At 71.7% G+C, this 16,774-nt stretch carries 14 protein-coding genes; 6 read left to right on the forward strand and 8 right to left on the reverse strand.

The window, feature by feature from the left end; genetic code table 11:
• Positions 1-18 precede the first annotated feature (18 nt).
• Complete coding sequence (locus tag ITJ48_RS02220) at positions 19-246, forward strand: hypothetical protein (RefSeq protein WP_123546019.1); 228 nt, start codon at positions 19-21, stop codon at positions 244-246.
• A gap of 107 nt (positions 247-353) precedes the next feature.
• Here ITJ48_RS02220 and ITJ48_RS02225 read toward each other — a convergent pair whose 3' ends face one another.
• The 5 genes from ITJ48_RS02225 to ITJ48_RS02245 form a co-directional block, all read right to left on the reverse strand.
• Positions 354-1,109 (reverse strand): cobyric acid synthase, encoded by a 756-nt coding sequence (locus ITJ48_RS02225; RefSeq protein WP_194612228.1) that lies wholly within the window; start codon positions 1,107-1,109, stop codon positions 354-356.
• Complete coding sequence (locus ITJ48_RS02230; protein ID WP_194612229.1) at positions 1,106-2,365, reverse strand: MurT ligase domain-containing protein; 1,260 nt, start codon at positions 2,363-2,365, stop codon at positions 1,106-1,108. Before ITJ48_RS02230 ends, ITJ48_RS02225 begins: the two co-directional genes overlap by 4 nt.
• Before the next feature lie 4 nt (positions 2,366-2,369).
• A complete protein-coding gene (locus ITJ48_RS02235; RefSeq protein WP_194612230.1) occupies positions 2,370-3,653 on the reverse strand; it encodes an RNA polymerase sigma factor in 1,284 nt (427 codons plus the stop codon).
• A 175-nt stretch (positions 3,654-3,828) separates the two neighbouring features.
• On the reverse strand, positions 3,829-5,169 hold the full coding sequence (locus ITJ48_RS02240; RefSeq protein ID WP_194612231.1) for an MFS transporter: 1,341 nt from the start codon (positions 5,167-5,169) through the stop codon (positions 3,829-3,831).
• Positions 5,170-5,240: 71 nt separating this feature from the next.
• The gene (locus tag ITJ48_RS02245; protein ID WP_194612232.1) at positions 5,241-6,155 is read right to left on the reverse strand and encodes a proteasome assembly chaperone family protein; all 915 of its coding nucleotides are present in this window, start codon (positions 6,153-6,155) and stop codon (positions 5,241-5,243) included.
• An 85-nt stretch (positions 6,156-6,240) separates the two neighbouring features.
• On the opposite strand from ITJ48_RS02245, the gene ITJ48_RS02250 reads away from it, so the two are divergent.
• The 3 genes from ITJ48_RS02250 to ITJ48_RS02260 all read left to right on the forward strand — a co-directional run bounded on the left by ITJ48_RS02250 (position 6,241) and on the right by ITJ48_RS02260 (position 10,869).
• Positions 6,241-7,716 (forward strand): leucyl aminopeptidase, encoded by a 1,476-nt coding sequence (locus ITJ48_RS02250; protein ID WP_194612233.1) that lies wholly within the window; start codon positions 6,241-6,243, stop codon positions 7,714-7,716.
• A 153-nt stretch (positions 7,717-7,869) separates the two neighbouring features.
• Positions 7,870-9,243, forward strand: coding sequence for a dihydrolipoyl dehydrogenase (lpdA, locus tag ITJ48_RS02255; protein ID WP_194612234.1), 1,374 nt, complete (start codon positions 7,870-7,872; stop codon positions 9,241-9,243).
• An 87-nt stretch (positions 9,244-9,330) separates the two neighbouring features.
• A complete protein-coding gene (locus tag ITJ48_RS02260) occupies positions 9,331-10,869 on the forward strand; it encodes a 2-oxo acid dehydrogenase subunit E2 (protein WP_194612235.1) in 1,539 nt (512 codons plus the stop codon).
• A 23-nt stretch (positions 10,870-10,892) separates the two neighbouring features.
• Here the strand turns inward: ITJ48_RS02260 and ITJ48_RS02265 are convergent, their stop codons facing one another.
• Positions 10,893-12,224: a hypothetical protein gene (locus ITJ48_RS02265; protein ID WP_194612236.1), complete on the reverse strand. Its 1,332-nt coding sequence runs from the start codon at positions 12,222-12,224 to the stop codon at positions 10,893-10,895.
• A 123-nt stretch (positions 12,225-12,347) separates the two neighbouring features.
• Between ITJ48_RS02265 and ITJ48_RS02270 the strand changes: the two genes are divergently transcribed.
• Positions 12,348-13,070 (forward strand): DUF4191 family protein, encoded by a 723-nt coding sequence (locus ITJ48_RS02270; protein WP_194612237.1) that lies wholly within the window; start codon positions 12,348-12,350, stop codon positions 13,068-13,070.
• A 78-nt stretch (positions 13,071-13,148) separates the two neighbouring features.
• Here the strand turns inward: ITJ48_RS02270 and ITJ48_RS02275 are convergent, their stop codons facing one another.
• Positions 13,149-13,589 (reverse strand): RDD family protein, encoded by a 441-nt coding sequence (locus ITJ48_RS02275; protein WP_194612238.1) that lies wholly within the window; start codon positions 13,587-13,589, stop codon positions 13,149-13,151.
• A 138-nt stretch (positions 13,590-13,727) separates the two neighbouring features.
• On the opposite strand from ITJ48_RS02275, the gene glnA reads away from it, so the two are divergent.
• Positions 13,728-15,152 carry a type I glutamate--ammonia ligase gene (gene glnA / locus ITJ48_RS02280; RefSeq protein WP_194612239.1) on the forward strand — a complete coding sequence of 475 codons (1,425 nt, stop codon included), beginning with the start codon at positions 13,728-13,730 and terminating at the stop codon, positions 15,150-15,152.
• A 116-nt stretch (positions 15,153-15,268) separates the two neighbouring features.
• On the opposite strand, the gene ITJ48_RS02285 is transcribed toward glnA, so the two are convergent.
• Positions 15,269-16,714, reverse strand: a complete 1,446-nt coding sequence (locus tag ITJ48_RS02285; RefSeq protein WP_194612240.1) for a UDP-glucose/GDP-mannose dehydrogenase family protein — start codon at positions 16,712-16,714, stop codon at positions 15,269-15,271.
• Between the last annotated feature and the right edge of the window lie 60 nt (positions 16,715-16,774).

The raw sequence follows: 16,774 nt of genomic DNA on the forward strand, positions 1-16,774 counted from the left end.
CGTCAGGAGGAGCATCACATGACTCAGATGGCCACCGACCACACCGCCGTCGACGAGCTCGGCTCCCGCTACCAGCTCTCCGCCGCCGACCGATGCGACAGCTGCGGGGCCCAGGCCTACGTCCGCGTGACCATGGCCAGCGGCGAGCTGCTGTTCTGCGCGCACCACGGTGCCAAGGTCAAGGACAAGCTCCAGCCCACCGCCGTCGAGTGGCTGGACGAGAGCTCCAAGCTCCACGAGCACTGAGCTCGACGACCACGAGGCCGTCCGGGGAGCAGCACCCCGGCGGCACGACGAAGGGCCCGCGTCCTCACGGATGCGGGCCCTTCGTGTGTCCGGCGGCGGACACCCGGTCACATCGCCTTGAACGACCGCTCGAGGTTCTCGCGGATGACGCGCTGCGACTGCTCGGCGTACTCGTCGAGCTTCGCGTGCGCCTCCCCTGCGTGGTACGAGATGCTGCGACGCGTCAGCGCCGCGCGGAGCACCCGGTCGCTCAGGGCCGGGTTGAGGGGCAGCAACGGTCCCTTCAGCTGCGTCCCGAAGGAGGCGCCGCGCACGACGCCCTCGGCGCCGTCGGTCCCGTTGCCCCCGCCGTGCACCACACGGCCGAACGCCTCGACGCCGGTGCCGAGCTCGAGGTGGGCGGCGTGGTCCTCGAAGCCGAAGAGGGTCAGCTCGTCCCCGCCGTAGGTCGTCGTGACCTGGAAGTAGTTCGTCCGGCGGGGTGCGCCGCGACGGACCGTGGCGTCGAAGAACCCGATGCCGGGGACGGTCTCGCCCTGTTCGGTGACCACGCCGTTCGTCAGCAGCTCCATGCCGCCGCCGACCCCGATCACGGGGACGCCCGACGCGGCGAAGCCCTCGAGGGCCGGGAGGAGGCGCTGGGCGTCGGCGCTCACGGAGCGGACTCCCGAGAGCGGCCCGTGCCCGAGGAGCACCACGTCGGCCACGGTGGGGACGTCGTCGCCGACCCGGTACTCGACGACCTCGGTCTCGAGGCCGGCCCGCCGCGCACGGGCCACCATCGTCGTCACGTTGCCCCGGTCGCCGCTCACGCCGAGCTGCTCGGGGTAGAGGTGGACGAGGCGGAGGGTGTCGGCGCTCACGCGGTCTTCTCCAGGTCGGGGTGGCCGAGGATGCGACGGGCCAGCATCATCTGCTCGTAGTTGGTCACGAAGTGCTTCGTGCGGTCGAGGGGCGAGGGAAGCGCACGCATCAGCTTGATCGCCTTCGCGATGTCCTCCTCGATGACGTGCACGGGGATCCCCTCGTGCTCGAGGCGCAGGGCGAGCTGCCAGGCCTTGGCGCCCGCGAGGACGTCGACGTGGTCGAGGCGCGAGAAGTCGATGTCGTAGATCCACGAGATGTCGGGCGTGCCCTCGTCGATCGCGAGCATGACCTGCTCGGCGCCCTGCGGCAGGGCGTCGAGGTTCAGCTGCAGGCTGGCCGCGTTCTTGAACATGATGAACTCGGCCTCGTCGGCGCCGAGCGACATGCGCTCGCCCCGACCGTAGGCCGGCTTCATCGTGTCGAAGGCGCGAGCCACCGCCTCCTGGTCGACGGGCCGCCCGAGGACGACCGACGCGGTCTGCAGGGCCGCCGCCGCGTCGACGGCGTAGTGCAGCCCCCGGGCGGGCAGCCGCACGTCGACGGTGGTCTCGCCGACGCGGATGCTCGCCCGGTCGCCGTCCATGGCGACGACCTCGGCCTCGACGGGGCGAGTCGAGTCCGCCTCGCGGGAGAAGTCGTTCGCGTTCTGCAGCCCGTTGGGCGCGGCCGCGACGACGTCGGGGGCGGCACCGAAGCGCGTGACCGTCTGGCCGGGCCTCGCCTCGTAGGGGGCGAGGTGCTGGTCGTCACGGTTCGTCACGACGGCGCGCGTGGCCAGGGCCGCGGTGTCCGTCATCATCGTGCCGACGCGCTCGGTCTCGAAGAAACGGTAGAGCTGGTCGACCTGCACGTTGAGCATGAGCACGGTCGACGGGTGCAGCGACCGGGTCAGCTCGACGGCGAAGGCCTCGTCGACCTCGATCACGCCGATGTCGTGCTTCACGCGGCCGAGGGGCGTCACCTCGCGGAGGAACGCCGAGGCGATCCCCTGCGGCAGGTTGGCGCCGGTGGGGTTCGTGAAGACGCGGAGCCCGTGGGCCCGCAGCGTCTCGGTCAGCATCATCGTGGTCGTCGACTTGCCGTTCGAGCCGAGGACGAAGACGACGCCCTGCTCGAACTGCGACGAGACGTGGGTGAGGAAGTCGGGCGCCAGGGCGAGGACGGTGCGGCCCGGGTAGGCCGACCCGCCGCCGCGGAGGCGGGCGACCGCACGGACGAGACGGCCCGCGAGCACGGGCAGGAGGTATCGCACGGGCCTACTCGAGGTAGTCGCGGAGCGACTGCGACCGGGACGGGTGGCGGAGCTTGGCCATCGTCTTGGACTCGATCTGGCGGATCCGCTCGCGGGTCACGCCGAACGTGTCACCGATCTGGTCGAGCGTCTTCGGCATGCCGTCGCCGAGGCCGAAGCGCATGCGGATGACGCCGGCCTCGCGCTCGGACAGGCTGTCGAGCAGCGACTCGAGCTGCTTCTGGAGCATGGTGAAGCCCACGGCGTCGGCCGGGACGACCGCCTCCGTGTCCTCGATGAGGTCGCCGAACTCGCTGTCGCCGTCCTCGCCGAGGGGGGTGTGCAGCGAGATGGGCTCGCGGCCGTACTTCTGCACCTCGACGACCTTCTCGGGCGTCATGTCGAGCTCGCGGCTCAGCTCCTCGGGCGTGGGCTCGCGACCCAGGTCCTGCAGCATCTGACGCTGGACCCGGGCGAGCTTGTTGATGACCTCGACCATGTGCACGGGGATGCGGATGGTGCGGGCCTGGTCGGCCATGGCGCGCGTGATCGCCTGGCGGATCCACCACGTGGCGTAGGTCGAGAACTTGAAACCCTTGGTGTAGTCGAACTTCTCGACCGCACGGATGAGGCCCAGGTTCCCCTCCTGGATGAGGTCGAGGAACTGCATGCCCCGGCCCGTGTAGCGCTTCGCGAGGCTGACGACGAGTCGCAGGTTGGCCCCGAGGAGGTGGCTCTTGGCCCGCTGGCCGTCGCGCGACACCCAGCGGAGCTCGCGCTCGAGCTCCTTGCTGAGGCCCGTGCTGTGGGAGAGCTTGTCCTCGGCGAAGAGACCGGCCTCGATGCGCATCGCGAGCTCGACCTCCTCCGCGGCGTTCAGCAGGGCGACCTTGCCGATCTGCTTCAGGTAGTCCTTGACCGGGTCGGCGGTGGCGCCGGTGATCGTCGTCGAGTAGACGGGCATCTCGTCGTCGTCGTCCTGCGAGATGACGAGGGCCCCTGCGGGCAGCACCTCGGGGGTCGTGGGCTTGCCGCCCTCGCCGTCCGCGTCGGTGTCGGCCGCGTCGGCGTCGACGGGCTCGGCCTCGTCGTCGCCCTCGGGCTCGGCGGCCTTCGCCGCCTTCGCGGGGGCGGCCTTCTTCGAGGCGGGTGCCTTGGCAGCCGTCGCCTTCTTGGCGGGCGCCCGCTTGGCGGGGGCCTTCTTGGGCGCCGCGGGCGCCTCCTCGGTCGTCGCGGGCTCGGTCTCGAGCACCACGCCGTCGGTCACGGTCTCGTCGACGACCGTGGTCGCCTTGCTGCGAGTAGCCATGCGAACACCTTCCACTTCATCTGCACTGGGTCTTTCGGGCAGTACTAGGACCCATGTCAAGTCCCCATGGCTGAGCGCGCCGACGAGAGTCGAGCACCTGCACGGGACATGAACGGGTCCGACTCCGATTATTGCACGTCTGGTCGGCCGCGCCGACCACGGGTCGCCTCCGGCGTCAGGAACTCCGGCGGCGGCGGGTCTGCCATCTCCTGTTGAGTGCAACCCACAGGGGGGCCACCTGGATTCCCTCCTCGAGGTGCAGGAGGCGCCGGGTGCGTCGGCGCTCCAGGACGAGGCAGACGACGCCTCCGCCGACGACCACGTACTGGACGAGGAACGCGACGCGGAACGACTCGAACGAGAAGAGGTCGCTCGCCGCCCCGCCGGCCACCCGTGCCGCGTCGAGCTGGTCGAGCACGACGCCGATGAGGAACATCATCACGAAGCTCGCCAGGAAGCCCCCGACGTTGACGATGCCGTTGGCCACGCCGAGGCTGCGCATCGGGTTGAACGACCGGGCGAAGTCGAAGCCGATCAAGCTGCCGGGGCCGCCGACGCCGAGCACCACCACGAGGACGACCGCGAGCCACTGAGGAGGCTGCCCCGGCCAGGCCAGCAAGACGGTCCACGTGATCCCGAGCGCCGTGACGATGCCGAGGACGAGGTTCGAGCGCCGGAGCGGGAAACGCGCCGTGAGCAGGCCGAGGACCGGGCCGGCGACGACGCCGGAGGCGACGAGGAGCGTGAGCATGCCGGACGCCTGCGTCGGCGAGAAACCCAGCGCCCCGACGAGGAAGGGCACGCCCCAGAGCAGGCTGAAGACCGTCCCGGACGACTGCGTCACGAAGTGCGACCAGAAGCCGAGGCGCGTGCCGGGTCGCCGGATGCTCTCCCCCAGCTGACGGCCGGCGTCGCGCCAGGTCGTCCCGGTCGACTCGGCGGGGCGTCCGAGCGGAGAGTCCCGCACGACGACGACGACGAGGACGACGGCGACGACCGAGAGGCCCGCGGCGCCGAGGAAGGCCGGCTGCCAGCCGCTGCCGTGCAGCACGATCGAGAGGGGCACGGCCGAGAGCACCTGGCCGAGCTGGCCGACGTTGCCGGTCCACTGCGAGATCTGGGGAAGGATCGGCCCTCGGAACCAGGCGGGCAGCAGGCGGATGACGCTGATGAAGGTCATGGCGTCGCCCGCGCCCACGAGGACACGCCCGACGATGGCGACGCCGATGTGCGGGGGCGCGAGCGCGACGACCGACTGCCCGACGACGAGCAGGACCCCTCCCGCGACGATCAGGGCCCGGGGGCCGACGCGGTCGAGCAGCACGCCCACGGGGATCTGCAGGCCCGCGTAGACGATCAGCTGCACGACGGCCAGGGTCGACAGCGTCGACGCGGAGATGCCGAAGATGTGCTGGGCCTCGACCCCGGAGACGCCGAGCGAGGACCGCTGCAGGACGGCGACGACGTAGGCCACGACGGCGGCGCCCCAGACGAGCCAGGCGCGCGACGAGTTCACCCGACGACCCTAGCTGGCGTCGTGACCCCTCGACGCGCGTCCGCGCGCGACGGCCGTGGAGCGATCGCGGGTCAGGACTCGTCGTCGCTGCGCCGGCCGGCGAGGAAGCGCTCGAGCTCGGCGGCGAGGACGTCGGCGGACGGGACCTGGCCGTCCTGGTCGGTGAGCGGCGAGGGGAGCGGGTTGCCCTCCATGTAGGTGTCGTGGCGTTCCTCGAGCGTGGAGACGAGTCGCGAGAGCTCGTGGTTGCCCTGCACCTGCTCGTCGACCTTGGCGAGGAAGTCGCGCCCCTCCGAGCGGAGCCGGTCGGTGGGGAAGATGAGTCCCGTCGCCGCGCTGATGCTCGAGAGCGCCGCGACGGCGGCGTCCGGGAACTCGGTGTCGGCCAGGTAGTGCGGCACCAGGAGGACGAAGCCCGCGGTGGGGTGACCGGAGTCGCCGAGGCGCTGCTCGACGAGGTGCAGCGCGTTCGCGGGCGCCTGGGTCACGGGCCGCCACACCGACAGGGACTCGACGAGGTCGGACCGGTTGCCGCTGACCGTGACCCCGATCGGACGCGTGTGGGGCACGGGCATGGGGATCGAGTGGACCCACGTGGTCGTCGACACCCGGTAGCGACGCACGAGGTCGACGACGGCGGAGGTGAACCGCTGCCACTGGAAGTCGGGCTCGAAGCCGGACAGCAGGAGGAAGGGCTGTCCGATGTCGTCCGTCATCAGCCTGAGCGAGAGGGTCGCGGTCGCGACCTCGGAGATGTGGTCCTGGTCGAACGTGAAGACGGGACGGCGCGCTCGGTAGTCGAGGAGCTCGTCGGCGTCGAAGGAGGCGACCATCGAGTGGTCGAGCTCGCCCACGAGGAACTCGGCGAGCTGCCCCACCGCGCCCCCCGCGTCGGAGGAGCCCGTCAGGCCCGCCACGAGCGGCAGCCCCTCGGGCACGTCGGAGGCGTCGGGAGCGAGGTCGTAGAGTCCGGCGGGGTCGTGCATGCTCCAATGCTAGGCAACGCCCCGGACGCCGGTCGACTCCGGCGACGTGCCCTGAGCGAACACCCGCGGTGGCTACGATCGAGGGATGACCGAGCTCTTCCTGTCCACCACCCGCACAGCCGCAGCCGAGGTCGAGGCCGACGTCCTCGTCGTGGGCGTCCTCTCGGAAGCCGACGGCCCCACGGTCACCCGCGACGTGCCCGGCCTGCCCTCCGACCTCCGTGCGCTCGGGGTCAGCGGCGCGCGCGACGAGCTCGTGAAGCTGCCCGGCACGGGCGCTGCGACCGTGACGGCCCTCGTGGGGCTCGGCGACGTCGTCGACGCCGAGGCCCTGCGCTACGCGGCCGGCGCCGCCGTGCGCCAGCTGACCGGCGTCGACCGCATCGTGCTCGACCTGCCCGTCTCGACCGAGGCGGAGGCGCTGGCGGTCCTCGAGGGCGCGGCCCTCGCCTCCTACGAGTTCGACGCGTTCCGCGGGTCGTCGGCCTCCGAGTCGCGGCGCCACGCCCGCACCCTGGTGCTCGCGACCGACCTCGACGTCGAGGAGGCGACGGTGCGGCAGGCCACCGTGGTCGCCCAGGCCGTCCACACCGTCCGCGACCTCGCCAACACGCCCCCGCAGCAGATGTTCCCCCAGGCGCTCGCCGACCGGGCCGTCGAGCTCGCCACGGACCTGCCGCTCGACGTGACGGTCCTCGCCGAGGACGAGCTCCGCGAGGGCGGCTTCGGCGGGATCCTCGGCGTCGGCCAGGGCTCCAGCCGTGGTCCGCGGATGGTCAAGGTCGTCTACGCACCCGAGGGCGCCTCGAAGCACCTCGCCCTCGTCGGCAAGGGCATTACCTACGACACCGGCGGGCTCTCGCTGAAGCCGGCCGGCAGCATGCTGGGGATGAAGGACGACATGACGGGCGCCGCCACCGTCCTCGCCGTCGTCGTCGCCGCGGCGCGGCTCGAGCTGCCCGTCCGCCTCACGGCCTGGCTCTGCGTGGCCGAGAACATGCCGAGCGGCACGGCCATCCGGCCCGACGACGTCCTCACGATCCGCGGCGGCACCACCGTCGAGGTGACGAACACCGACGCCGAGGGCCGCCTCGTCATGGCGGACGGACTGGTCGCCGCGAGCGAGGAGCAGCCGGACGCCGTCGTCGACGTCGCGACGCTGACCGGCGCCCAGGTCGTCGCGCTCGGCACCCGCACCGTCGGGGTCATGGGCAACGACGACCTCGCGAGCCGCGTGGTCGAGCTCGCGGACCGCGCCGGCGAGGCCGCGTGGCGCATGCCGCTCCCCGGCGAGCTGCGCAGCCGGCTCAAGTCCGACGTCGCCGACCTGGTCAACGCCACCCCGGGGAACACCGCCGCCGGCATGCTGCTCGCGGGCGTGTTCCTGAACGAGTTCGTGGGCGAGAAGCAGGGCACGGGGACGCCGCTGCCCTGGGCTCACCTCGACATCGCCGGCCCGTCGAACAACAAGGGCGCGGGCTGGGGCTACACCGGCAAGGGCTCCACGGGCGTTTCCGTGAGAACGCTGCTCGAGCTGGCCCGCGACTTTTCGGCCGCGTAGTAGGGTCGAGGCGGCGGGAGCGACCCGCCGAGATCGGTCCCCCGGGCGACGCCGCCTCCTCCTCACCGAGGTGGACGCGGACGCGACGCCGACGTCACCACGACGGCGCCTCCCCCGCCTCGGGAACCTCCGAACGCACGAGGGAGTTGCTGGGTGTCGGAACAGAATTTTGACCTGGTGGTGCTCGGCGGCGGCAGCGGCGGCTACGCCGCAGCCCTGCGGGCCACCGAGCTGGGGCTGAGCGTCGCGCTGGTCGAGAAGGACAAGCTCGGCGGCACCTGCCTCCACCGGGGCTGCATCCCGACCAAGGCGCTGCTGCACTCCGCCGAGGTCGCCGACGTCTCGCGGGAGTCCGCGAAGTATGGAGTGTCGACCGACTTCCACGGCATCGACATCCCCGCCGTGACGGCCTACCGCGAGGGCGTCGTCGCCAGCAAGTACAAGGGCCTCCAGGGCCTGGTCAAGGCACGGGGCATCACCGTCGTCGAGGGCGAGGGTCGTTTGACCTCGCCCACGACCGTCCAGGTGGGCGAGACCACGCTGACGGCGAAGAACGTCGTCCTGGCGACCGGCTCGTACTCGCGCAGCCTCCCCGGCCTCGAGATCGGCGGCAAGGTCATCACGAGCGAGGCCGCCCTGGCCCTCGACCACGTGCCGGCCCGTGTCGCCATCCTCGGCGGCGGCGTGATCGGCGTCGAGTTCGCCAGCGTCTGGAAGTCCTTCGGCTCCGACGTCACGATCGTCGAGGCCCTCCCCCACCTCGTCCCGAACGAGGAGGAGTCGATCTCGAAGCAGTTCGAGCGCGCGTTCCGCAAGCGCGGCATCGGCTTCTCGCTGGGCGTCCGGTTCAAGGGCGTGACGCAGAGCGACGACGGCGTGGTCGTGACCCTCGAGGACGGCAAGACGATCGAGGCCGACCTGCTGCTGGTCGCCGTGGGGCGCGGCCCCTCGACCCAGGGGCTCGGCTTCGAGGAGGTGGGCGTCACCATCGACCGCGGCTTCGTGATCACCGACGAGCGACTGCACACCAGCGTCCCCGGCGTGTTCGCGATCGGCGACATCGTCCCCGGCCTTCAGCTCGCGCACCGCAGCTTCCAGCAGGGCATCTTCGTCGCCGAGGAGATCGCGGGCCTGGCGCCGCAGGTCATCGAGGACACCAACATCCCCAAGGTCACCTACTCCGACCCCGAGGTCGCGTCCGTCGGCCTCACGGAGGCCAAGGCGGCCGAGAAGCACGGTGCCGACAAGGTGACGAGCTACGACTACAACCTCGCCGGAAACGGCAAGAGCCACATCATCGGCACCAGCGGCTCCGTCAAGGTCGTCCGCGTCGTCGACGGTCCTGTCGTCGGGGTCCACATGATCGGCGCCCGGGTCGGCGAGCTCATCGGCGAGGCCCAGCTGGCCGTCAACTGGGAGGCCTACCCGGAGGACGTCGCGCCTCTCGTGCACGCCCACCCGACCCAGAACGAGGCTCTCGGAGAGGCGATGCTGGCCCTGGCCGGCAAGCCCCTCCACGCGATGTAGTCGCGACCCTCGTTCCCCTGCACCACCCGCACACTTCCGCACCACCCGATCACACAGACACACGATGTCTTCGAAGGAGTCCCCCGCATGAGCGAATCCGTCAACCTCCCGGCACTCGGAGAGAGTGTCACCGAGGGCACGGTCACCCGCTGGCTGAAGAACGTCGGCGACCGAGTCGAGGTCGACGAGCCCCTGCTCGAGGTCTCGACCGACAAGGTCGACACGGAGATCCCCTCCCCCGTCGCCGGCGTCATCGAGGAGATCCTCGTGCCTGAGGACGAGACCGTCGAGGTCGGGACCGCGCTGGTCCGCATCGGCGACGGCAGTGCCCAGGGCGGCGACTCCTCCGACGACGCTCCTGCCGAGCAGCCCGCCGAGGCCCCGCAGGCCGAGAGCCCGGCCGAGGACGGGCAGGACGAGGCGGACGACGCCGTCGTCGCGTCGTCCGCGGCACCGGCACCCGGCGAGGAGTCGGACGCCGACGCCCCCGCACCGGCCGACGACGTCGACCCGGCGCCGGCGGCCGAGCAGCCTGCCGACCAGGCCCCGGCCGTCCCTGCCACCGCCCCGGCTGCGGCTGCTGCCCCGGCTGCGGCTGCTGCCCCTGCCGCGGCCGCGCCCCCCGCAGCGGCGGCTCCTGCAGCCACGGCTGCGGCGGCACCGGCCCCGGCAGCCGCCGCACCCGCAGCTGCTGCGCCGGCGGCCTCGGCCGACTCGGCGTCGGCTCCGACCGGCTACGTCACGCCGCTCGTCCGCAAGCTCGCGAACGAGAAGGGCATCGACATCTCGACCCTGACCGGGAGCGGTGTCGGCGGCCGCATCCGCAAGGAGGACGTCCTCGCTGCCGTCGAGGCCGCCAGCTCGGCCTCCTCGACGTCCGCCCCGGCGTCGGCGCCCGTCGAGGTCTCGCCGCTGCGCGGCACGACCGTGCCCATGACGCGTCTGCGCAAGGTCGTCGCCGAGCGCGCCGTCCAGTCGATGCAGGCCATGGCCCAGCTCACGAGCGTGGTCGAGGTCGACGTCACGGCCGTCGCGACGTTCCGCGACGCGAACAAGGCGGCGTTCCTCGAGAAGACCGGCAACAAGCTCTCGTTCCTGCCGTTCTTCACCCTGGCGGCCGCCGAGGCGCTCAAGGCGCACCCGAAGCTGAACGCCACCGTCGACGGCGACTCGATCGTCTACCCGGACCACGAGAACGTCAGCATGGCCGTCGACACGGAGCGCGGTCTGCTCACGCCCGTCATCAAGGACGCGTCCGACCTCGACCTGGCCGGCATCGCCGCCCAGATCGCGGACCTGGCGCAGCGCACACGCGACAACAAGCTGAAGCCCGACGAGCTGGCCGGCGGCACCTTCACGGTGACGAACACGGGCTCGCGCGGCGCGCTGTTCGACACCCCGGTGGTGTTCCTCCCCCAGGTCGCCATCCTGGGCACCGGCGTCGTCGTCAAGCGTCCCGTCGTCGTCCAGGTCGACGGTGCCGACGCGATAGCGGTCCGTTCGATGGTCTACCTGGCCCTCTCGTACGACCACCGCATCGTCGACGGTGCGGACGCCGCCCGGTTCCTCGTGGCGGTCAAGACCCGCCTCGAGGCCGGCGACTTCGCCGGGGTGCTGGGCATCTGACCTCGCCCTCGTGATCGCGCACGTCAGCGGCGCAGCACTTCTCTGAGACGCCAGCCGGCCTCGGTCCTCACCACGAGGACCGAGGCCGGTTCGTCGTCCGCCGTGCGGCAGGCGAGGAGCACGGTCTCCCCCAGACGCTGCACCTCCGACTCGACGACCGTGGGCAGGACCAGGTCGCCCGCCGACGCGAGGTCGGCCAACGTCAGGGAGTCTGCCGACGCCACGGGCGATCCTGCCTGGTCCACGGCCGCCAGGCACGACGTCGACGGTTCGCGGAGGCACGCGACCCGGGCCCTGAGCAGGACCGCGGCCGCCGCGACCGCGTCGTCGCCCCGCACCGCCGCCTCCTCCGTGCTCACGGGGTCGTCAGGGGCACGGTCCGGGACGGGGAGGACCGTGACCGGGGTGGGCGCCGAGACGGCCGGGCCAGAGGGCGCGTCGGCAGGGGACGTCGCCACCGGCCGTGCCGTGTCGGACCTGGACACCTCGGAGCCGCCGCTCCGCGGGACGACAGCAGCCCCCACGACGAGAGAGACCGCCACGAGGCCGGCCAGCACCCAGAAGCGTGGCCTCACCGCCCGCAGCCGGTCGACGATCGGCACGGCCGCGACCGCCTCCCACCAGTCCGCGACGCCGTCGAGGAGCGCGGACTCGGGCAGGACGCTGGTCCACCCGGATCTCGGCGGTCCACCCGGCGGCGGTCGCCAGGCGACCCCCGCCTCCTCGACGCCCGTGCTCGGCACGACGGTCGGCAAGGGGACGGCAGGAGCCAGGTCGTGGACCCGCTCGACGAGCTCGTCCAGGCACACGCCGGCGCCCGCCGGTCCCCGCAACCTGGCCCCGTCGCGAGGAGACAGCTCACGGGCCACGGCCTCGACGAGGGCCTGAGCCCCCTCGCTCGCCGTCCCGGGCGGCGTCGCCCCCGGCGGCGCCGTCCTGCCGCCGACGAGGACCGGTGCGCCCCGGTCGTCGAGCACGACGTCCTCGAGGCCGAGGCCGCCCAGCGCCGTCCCCCGCCGGTCCAGGTGGGCGACGGCGGAGAGCACGGGCAGCAGGACGGTGACGGCTTCCCCTGCCGACATGGTGCCGCGACGTCGAGCCCACCTGTCGAGTCGTTCCCCGCCCACATCGTCCGAGACGACCACCAGCGCGCCCTCGTCGTCGACCAGCACGTCGACCGGGCGGAGGAGGTGCGGGTGCGGCGACGAGCTCGCCGCCGCGACGAGGGCCGGCGTCGAGCGGTGCAGCAGCACCCGGCCGCCGTCGGGCGCGGTGCCCTCGACCGCGCCGTCCGGACCGGGGGGCCAGGACGAGCCCGGCGCGAGCTCGTAGGGGCCGAGCGAGGAGGTGACCATGGGCTCATCGTGGCGGTCTCCGGCGAGCCGTCACGCACCTCCTCGTCCCGACCGGGGACGGCCGACGCACGCCAGCCCCCGGGGAGGACCCACGACGGCTCGCGACCCCGTATCCTGGTCTGCATGGCACGACGCACGTCACCGGAGAACACGTCCCCGAAGCCGCCCAAGGAACCGGGCCGCTTCACGCAGATGTGGCAGGTGTTCAAGATGACCCGCCGCGTCGACAAGTCGGCGCTGCCGCTGATGCTGCTGGCGCTGCTCCTGCCCACCGCAGCCGGCGTCCTCGCAGGGCTCTTCCTCTCGGCAGGCAACGTCCTGGCGCTCGTGCTGTACATCGTGGTCGGCCTGATGCTCGGCGTCCTGCTGCTGCTGATCGTCCTCGGGCGCAAGGCCGAGAGGGCCGCCTACTCGCAGATCGAGGGGCAGCCCGGCGCCGTGGGCGCCGTCATGAAGAGCGGCCTCCGTCGCTCGTGGCGCGCCGCCGAGATGCCCGTCGCGGTCCAGGGCCGCTCGCAGGCCGCCGTCTACCGCGCCGTCGGCAAGGGCGGCGTCGTGCTGATCGGCGAGGGCTCGGTCGCGCAGACCAAGAAGCTCGTCGACGAGGAGCGCCGCAAGGTCGTGCGCATCCTCCCCAACGTCCCCATCACGGTGCTCCATGTCGGCCCCGACGCCGAGTCCGTTCCGCTGCACAAGATCGCCGGCCGCATGAACAAGATCAAGTCGTCGCTGAACCGGAACGAGGTGCTCGCCGTGAGCAACCGCCTCCAGTCGCTCGGCAAGAACGGCCTGCCGATCCCCAAGGGCGTCGACCCGTTCAAGATGCGGGCCGGCCGACCGCGCTGACCGGCGACGCGGACCAGCGACGGACGGAGGCGCCCGTCCCCCTCGAGGGGACGGGCGCCTCCGTCCGTCGGGCGTCGGTCAGACGCGCACGAGCACCGTCCCGGCCACGCGGTCGTGCAGGCCCCTCTGGTCTTGGTCCCAGACGACCGCGGGGATGACGACCGCGAGCAGCAGGGTCCGGACGACCGGGCGCCAGAGTCCGGTCCGGCCACCGGCCATCGGGACGAGGCGCATGCCGAGGACCAGGTGGCCGACGGTGCCGCCGAGGGTGACCAGGAAGAGGATCTGGACGACGCTGAAGACGACCGTGATGGCGAGCCCCTGGCCGTCGAAGAAGGCGAAGGCGACGACGTAGGCGAGTGCCCAGTCGATCGTCACCCCGGCGATCCGGCGACCGAGGCGTGCGATGGAGCGCGGGCCCGTGCGCGGCAGGCCGAGGCGCTGGCCCGGCCAGTCCTGCCGGGGCGCCGCACCGCCGTCGACGGGGTCGGACGGAGGGCGGGATCGGTCGTCGTGCATGCCGCCGAGCCTACCGACGCGGCACCCGTAACATCTCTGAAACAATGGGGACACCGCGACGAAACGGCCCCGCCATAACGTCGTCGAAGGCTGCGTCCGGCAGTCTGACCGATCTGAGCCCATTGGAGAGACACCTAGATGTTCACCGATTCTTCCGAGGTGCTGAAGTTCATCACGGACACCGACGTCAAGTTCCTCGACATCCGGTTCACGGACCTGCCCGGCGTCCAGCAGCACTTCAACATCCCCGCGTCCACCGTCGACGAGGAGTTCTTCTCCGTCGGCCAGCTCTTCGACGGGTCCTCCATCCGCGGCTTCGCGTCGATCCACGAGTCGGACATGCAGCTCATCCCCGACGTCACCACCGGCTACGTCGATCCCTTCCGCGCCGAGCGCACCCTCGTGCTCGTGTTCGACATCTTCAACCCGCGCAACGGCGAGCTCTACAGCCGCGACCCGCGCCAGGTGGCCAAGAAGGCCGAGAAGTACCTCGCCTCCACCGGCATCGCCGACACGGCGTTCTTCGCCCCCGAGGCCGAGTTCTACATCTTCGACGACGTCCGCTACGAGGTGAAGCAGAACGCCAGCTTCTACAGCGTCGACAGCGAGGAGGGCGCCTGGAACACGGGTCGTGTCGAGGAGGGCGGCAACCTCGCCAACAAGACCGCCTACAAGGGCGGCTACTTCCCGGTCAGCCCCATCGACAAGACGGCCGACCTGCGCGACGACATCAGCCTCAAGCTGATCGACTCGGGCCTCGAGCTCGAGCGCGCGCACCACGAGGTGGGCACCGGCGGCCAGCAGGAGATCAACTACAAGTTCGACACGATGGTCCACGCGGCCGACGACATCCTGAAGTTCAAGTACATCGTCAAGAACACGGCCGAGCAGTGGGGCAAGGTCGCGACCTTCATGCCCAAGCCGCTCTTCGGCGACAACGGCTCGGGCATGCACACCCACCAGTCGCTCTGGAGCGACGGCAAGCCGCTCTTCTACGACGAGAACGGCTACGGCGGGCTCTCCGACCTCGCTCGCTGGTACATCGGCGGCCTGCTGAAGCACGCACCCGCCGTGCTCGCCTTCACGAACCCCTCGATCAACTCGTACCACCGACTGATCCCGGGCTTCGAGGCCCCCGTCAACCTGGTCTACTCGGCGGGCAACCGCTCGGCGGCCATCCGCATCCCGATCACGGGCACCAACCCCAAGGCCAAGCGCATCGAGTTCCGCGTCCCGGACGCCGCGTCGAACCCCTACCTCGCGTTCGCCGCTCAGCTGATGGCGGGCCTCGACGGCATCCAGAACCGGATCGAGCCGCACGAGCCCGTCGACAAGGACCTCTACGAGCTGCCCCCCGAGGAGGCGAAGGGCATCCCCCAGGTGCCCGCGTCGCTCGACGGCGCCCTCGACGCGCTCGAGGCCGACCACGCGTTCCTCACCAAGGGCAACGTCTTCACCGAGGACCTCATCGAGACCTGGATCGCGTACAAGCGCGAGAAGGAGATCCTCCCGATGGCACAGCGCCCGCACCCCTTCGAGTTCGAGCTCTACTTCGGCGTCTAGTCGACACCGGACGGGGCGCGACCGACTCGGTCGCGCCCCGTCCGTCGTCCTGGCCGCCGGACGCGAGAAGGCCCGCACCCCCTCGGGGTGCGGGCCTTCTCCGTCGCCGGCCGGCGTCAGGCGGGGATGCTGCTCCCGGTGAGGACGCGGCGCTGAGCCGGGGTCCGACGACCGCCGAGGGGCCGCACCTCCCAGCCGCCGCTCGACCACACCTCGGCGTCGAGCACGTTCCGGGCGTCGATCACCACGGGGTTCGCCGCGAGCTCGGCGAGGGCGGAGGGCTCTGCGCTGACGAACTCGGGCCACTCCGTCAGCAGCAGCACGGCGTCGGCGTCCGAGACCGCCTCCTCGATGCTGTCGGCGAACGACAGGGTCGGGAAGCTGCGCTGGGCGGTCTGGGTCGCCTCCGGGTCCACCACCAGCACCTGGGCGCCGCGCAGGTGCAGCGCCGCCGCCACGTTCAGGGCCGGCGAGTCGCGGACGTCGTCCGTGTGCGGCTTGAACGCGGCGCCGAGGACGGCGATGCGCCGGTTCAGGACCGAGCCGCCGCAGGCGTCGATGGCCTGGTCGATGACCCGCTGGCGCTGGGCCATGTTGATCTCGTCGACCTGCTGCATGAGGCCGACGGCACGGTGGGCGCCCAGCTCGTTGGCGCGGAACATCAGCGCGCGGATGTCCTTCGGCAGGCAGCCGCCTCCGAAGCCCAGGCCGGCGTTGAGGAACTTGCGGCCGATCCGGTCGTCGAAGCCGAGGGCGTCGGCGAGCGTCGAGACGTTCGCCCCGGCGGCCTCGCAGAGCTCGCTGATCGCGTTGATGAACGAGATCTTCGTGGCCAGGAACGCGTTCGCGCTGACCTTGACGAGCTCGGCGGTCGGCAGGTCGCACGAGATGACGGGCGTGCCCGTCGAGATCGGCTCGGCGTAGACCTCGCGGAGGATCGCCTCGCTGCGGACGTCGGTGCCGCCGAAGACGATGCGGTCGGGACGCAGGGTGTCCTCGACGGCGTGGCCCTCGCGGAGGAACTCCGGGTTCCACACCACGTCGGCCGACACCCCCGGGGGCAGCACGCCGGCCACGATCTCCCGGAGGCGGGCCGCGGTGCCGACCGGCACGGTCGACTTGCCGACGATCAGGCCGTCGTGGCTGAGCGACTCGGCGACCTTGCGGGTGGCCTCCTCGACGTAGCTCAGGTTGGCGGCGTGGCTCCCCCGGCGCTGCGGCGTGCCGACGCAGATGAAGTGCACGTCGGACAGGGCGACGGCCTCGGCGATGTCCGTCGTGAAGAGCAGACGACCGGACTGGACGTGGCGGAGGATCAGCTCGGGCAGGCCCGGCTCGAAGAAGGGGACCCGGCCCTGGCTGAGCGCCTCGACCTTCGTGGGGTCCGTGTCGACGCCGATGACGTCGAAGCCCATCTCGGCCATCGCTGCGGCGTGGGTCGCCCCGAGGTAGCCGGTGCCGATGACGCTGATGCGGGGCTTCGTCGAGGCGGACGTCACCGCGGCGTCGACGGACTGGGGGTCGGTGCCGGCGCCGTCGGCCGGGCTGGTGTTCTTGCTCATGATGCGCTCCTCGCGATCTGGGGTGCTGCAGTCAGTGGGGCGGAGGGGGTGGGGAGGGAC

The organism is Frigoribacterium sp. VKM Ac-2530 (assembly GCF_015350835.1).
GTDB lineage: Bacteria > Actinomycetota > Actinomycetes > Actinomycetales > Microbacteriaceae > Frigoribacterium.